Raw genomic sequence first — 3,756 nt, forward strand, 5'->3', positions numbered from 1 at the left:
GCTTTACCATATTTACGTATGGTTTCGCCCACCCATCCGATACCTAGAGCCGCGATCAGGAAGGGGATCGCCAACCCGGCCGAATAGGCTGTCAGCATGACAGCTCCCTGCGATACATCACCACCGTTGATGGCAACGGTCAGGATCGCTCCCAGAACCGGGCCGACACAAGGAGACCAGCCTGCAGAGAAGAAAACGCCGAGCATTCCCGATGAGAGATAGCCCCATTTTGGGTCGGGGAGGGATTGGACACGGGTATCATATTCAAGGAAGGGAATCCGATAAACCCCGATCATATGCAGCCCAAAAATGATGACCACGATCCCACCGATCTTCGCCAACCAACCACGGATATCATAGAGGAGACCACCAAAAGCTGAGGCAGCGACACCCAATAAAATAAAGACCACGCTAAAGCCGACGACGAAAGCCAAGCCATGCGTAAAGGTAATAAAACGGCTATTTTTGCCGCCTTCACCTCCTGCAGCGCGTCCGCTCAGATAGCCGACATAAGCCGGGACCAGCGAAAAGACACAGGGGGAAAGAAAAGAAGCCAGTCCGGCTAAAAATGCCAGGCCCAGGGTAATATTTGACAAATCCATTGAAATACCTCGTTCTAATTGATAAATAAAAGTTACTGGTTATAAAGTACGCTGAACAACTTCTACCTTTGTTCCGTGATCAGGCCAGGCCAGGCTTATTTCACTATTTTCCAGGGATACATAGGGCGTGGTCCAGCGAAAAATCCATTTTGCATCCTCTGCACAGACGTTTACACAACCGTGAGAGCGGCGTGTGCCAAAATCATTATGCCAAAATGTGGCATGAATTGCGATCCCGTCTCCATTCATAAAAAAGGGCCACCCGACAGCAGGGGTATCATATCCAGACCTGCCTTCCTGGGCAGAAGCGCCCATGGGGATAGACATCAATTTCCGATGCGGGTTATAGCCTCCAGCGGTGGTGCGGTAACTTTCGCTGTCATAGCCAGTAGAGACGCGACAAAAAAATACTTCTCTTTCTCCCTCAAAAGCTGAAAGGGTCTGATAGGTTGTATTGACAATAATATGTTTTTCCACGGGATCCACATCAGGATGGATAGGCGCAATATCCTCAGGGGTTAATGGGTAAAGCCCGGTTGCCTCCATCCAAAAAAGATCACCATAGCCATATTTTTCATTCAGTCGATATAGCACCTGACCCGAATCAGTTGTCCTAACCTGATCAACCCACCCAACCTGTCCATAATACAGGCGCGGTATAAAATTATTGGCAACACTGTCCTTATACCAACCTGCACGTGCGGGCGGATTTGCAATGATCAAATCGACATAGGGAACGGTGACCTCCACCCAGAAACCTGTTTTTCCCGCCGGCATAGACACAAGGGGGGTATTCGGTAAATTACGAACAGGCTGCAAGTCGGGCGCATAGACATATCCCTCAGGTGTTTCAACCCATCTTTTACTGGTCGATTTTGCGCCCCCAACCACCTCACGCAGCCAGACTACAAGCTCATCTTCGGGTAAGTCACGCACCGTAGGCGCTGCGGGGTCAGGCTCGGACTTGATTGCCGTTGAATAATAAGTTGGAAATATGGATGCTCGCCCCAAAAACTCGCCTTCCGGGAATTGGTATCTACCAGAAGGGATGATTCCTGCAAAGGGGCGAAACGCCATGGCCCCCAGGCTGGCTCCCGTTAGTTTAAGAAAATCTCGTCGAGAAAATTTTTCCATTTCATTCACCTGCTATCAACCACTAAAAGACCGCAAAAAGGATACCACATAGAGATTAATTTTTTAAGAAGGTCGCTAAGGAACGCCAACATTCCTTGCTAACCCGATGGCCAATCTCCGCCTGACAAAACTGGACCTCTGCCCCTGCGTTCTCCAAAAACTCGATCGAGGCACGTCCGCGTTCAATGGAGATCAATTCATCTTTTGTGCCATGCGCCCAAAAGAAACGAATATCTTCCAGCAATCCGGGGTGGAGCAGTCTTTCTACACCTGAGGGAACAAAGCCAGAAAGCACGGCAACCTTTCCGACACGGGCAGGATGGAGTGCGACCAGGGTAGCTGCCAAAGCTCCACCCTGGCTAAAGCCGACCATGTCAAAAGTCGGAGATGTTATTGAAAGGGAGGCAGACCAATCGTCAACGAGGGAGACGAGGGCGTCGGCGGCAAGACTCAACTCCTCCAGCGTCGGCGATCCCCAGGTTCCGGGTTTCAACTCTCGCCACGAGTATCCGCCCTTATCCGGTGGGGCAGAATAAGGGGCACGTGGCGCGATGATCGAATAACTGGAAAAAATATTTTGGGTAAAAGTCCACATCGAATTTTCGTCACCTGTCCAACCATGGAGAAGCAACAATACTCGAGAGGGATCATCTAAGCTCGGGCTAACGCGAAAGGTCCAGCCGAATTGATCCAGAAGATTGGTATTAGTCTCGATTTGCACGTTTCACAATCCAATTCAATATAATCATTATTATGACAATCAGAATAATCGGGGCAAGGCCAGCCAGAAGACAGGTCAGACCCATCAGCGCGGCGGTTTTTCCATAGATCAAATAGATCAACCCGTCGCCAACAATAAAGAGAAGGAGAAAAGCACCTACGCCAAGCTGAACGCTGGTTTGTCTGGCATATTCCCGTAAATCTCGGCTCATGACCTGTTCCTACCAAATAATTCCTGCACGAAATCCCATGGGCGGCGTGTAATCCGGGCCAACTCAGGCAGAATAATTTCAGTAGCTTCCTCACCCAGACGGACAATATCGGCTACAACAACCTGATCAAGCATGCCGATCTCTCCCACCGCCGGGCGTATGAGAATATCAGGCGGTTCGCTTTTCAACCGCAACTCGGTAATTGACCGGTAGCTCATATCAACTGATTGCAAGAAAATATTCATTGCCTGCGCAATATTCATTCGCGAGAGTCTGCGAGTGATCAATTCGGGGATCGCAGAAGAAAAGGATTCCGGTAAGTGATAGAGTGTTGCTGGCGAAAGCGACGAAGAAAGTGCCACTGCTACCACGGGAAGCCCTGGCGCCAATTCTCGCGCCAAAGAAACCGGGACCGGGTTAAGCACGCCGCCATCCACAAGATAATGCCCATCCAATTCGATAGGCGGGAAAATTCCCGGGATGGCAATTGTCGCCAGGATCGCATTCTTGAGCGTGCCTGTCTGTATACTAACCTCGGCGTTCCTGTGCAGATCAGCAGCCGTCAGCGCGCAGGGAATACGCGCATCTTCAAAGGTTTTTTCACCGAGTACTTCATCCAACCAACGATGGACCTTGCCAATCCCAAATAGACTTGGTTGGGAATGAAGCCCCAGATGATAGAGTTTGCTTTGATCGACCGCTGCAAAAAGAGTTTCTATCTCATCGGGCGAATAGCCGGCTGCATAAATGGCGCCAACCAGGCCACCAAAGCTTGTTCCGGCCACCGCAGCGATATGGTAACCTTCCTGCTCCAATCGGCGCAATACGCCAATATGCGCATTCCCTTTTGCGCCGCCGCCACCCAGGGCGACTGCAATTTCTTTCATCCAATAACCTTCTTTCACTGAGAAATCATCTCACAAACAGGATTATACTCGTGGAAGAGACTTATCACAAAGATGTGTTGGAATGATGAAATCTTTCGTTCAATAATATACCCTCCCTCGCCCTTTAACACGAAAAGCACGAAAAGAGCGAAAATGCAAACATCTTGGAAACTTTCGCAAAATTCGTATCTTTCGTTCATT

The 3,756-nt window shown here is 49.7% G+C and carries 5 protein-coding genes; all 5 read right to left on the minus strand.

Annotation, left to right across the window (positions count from 1 at the left end):
• On the minus strand, positions 1-602 hold a 602-nt coding region (locus AC3DOM_RS16480), incomplete at its 3' end, for a cytochrome c biogenesis CcdA family protein (protein WP_487920129.1).
• Between the two features lie 39 nt (positions 603-641).
• Complete coding sequence (locus tag AC3DOM_RS16485; protein ID WP_487920130.1) at positions 642-1,736, minus strand: L,D-transpeptidase; 1,095 nt, start codon at positions 1,734-1,736, stop codon at positions 642-644.
• A gap of 55 nt (positions 1,737-1,791) precedes the next feature.
• Entirely contained in the window at positions 1,792-2,457 is a 666-nt protein-coding gene (locus AC3DOM_RS16490) for an alpha/beta hydrolase (RefSeq protein WP_487920131.1), read from the minus strand.
• Positions 2,441-2,668, minus strand: a complete 228-nt coding sequence (locus AC3DOM_RS16495; RefSeq protein ID WP_487920132.1) for a hypothetical protein — start codon at positions 2,666-2,668, stop codon at positions 2,441-2,443. The genes AC3DOM_RS16490 and AC3DOM_RS16495 overlap by 17 nt, the downstream gene beginning before the upstream one ends.
• Positions 2,665-3,555, minus strand: coding sequence for a patatin-like phospholipase family protein (locus AC3DOM_RS16500; protein WP_487920133.1), 891 nt, complete (start codon positions 3,553-3,555; stop codon positions 2,665-2,667). The genes AC3DOM_RS16495 and AC3DOM_RS16500 overlap by 4 nt, the downstream gene beginning before the upstream one ends.
• Positions 3,556-3,756 lie beyond the last annotated feature (201 nt).

It is taken from the genome of Candidatus Desulfolinea nitratireducens, from assembly GCF_982879505.1.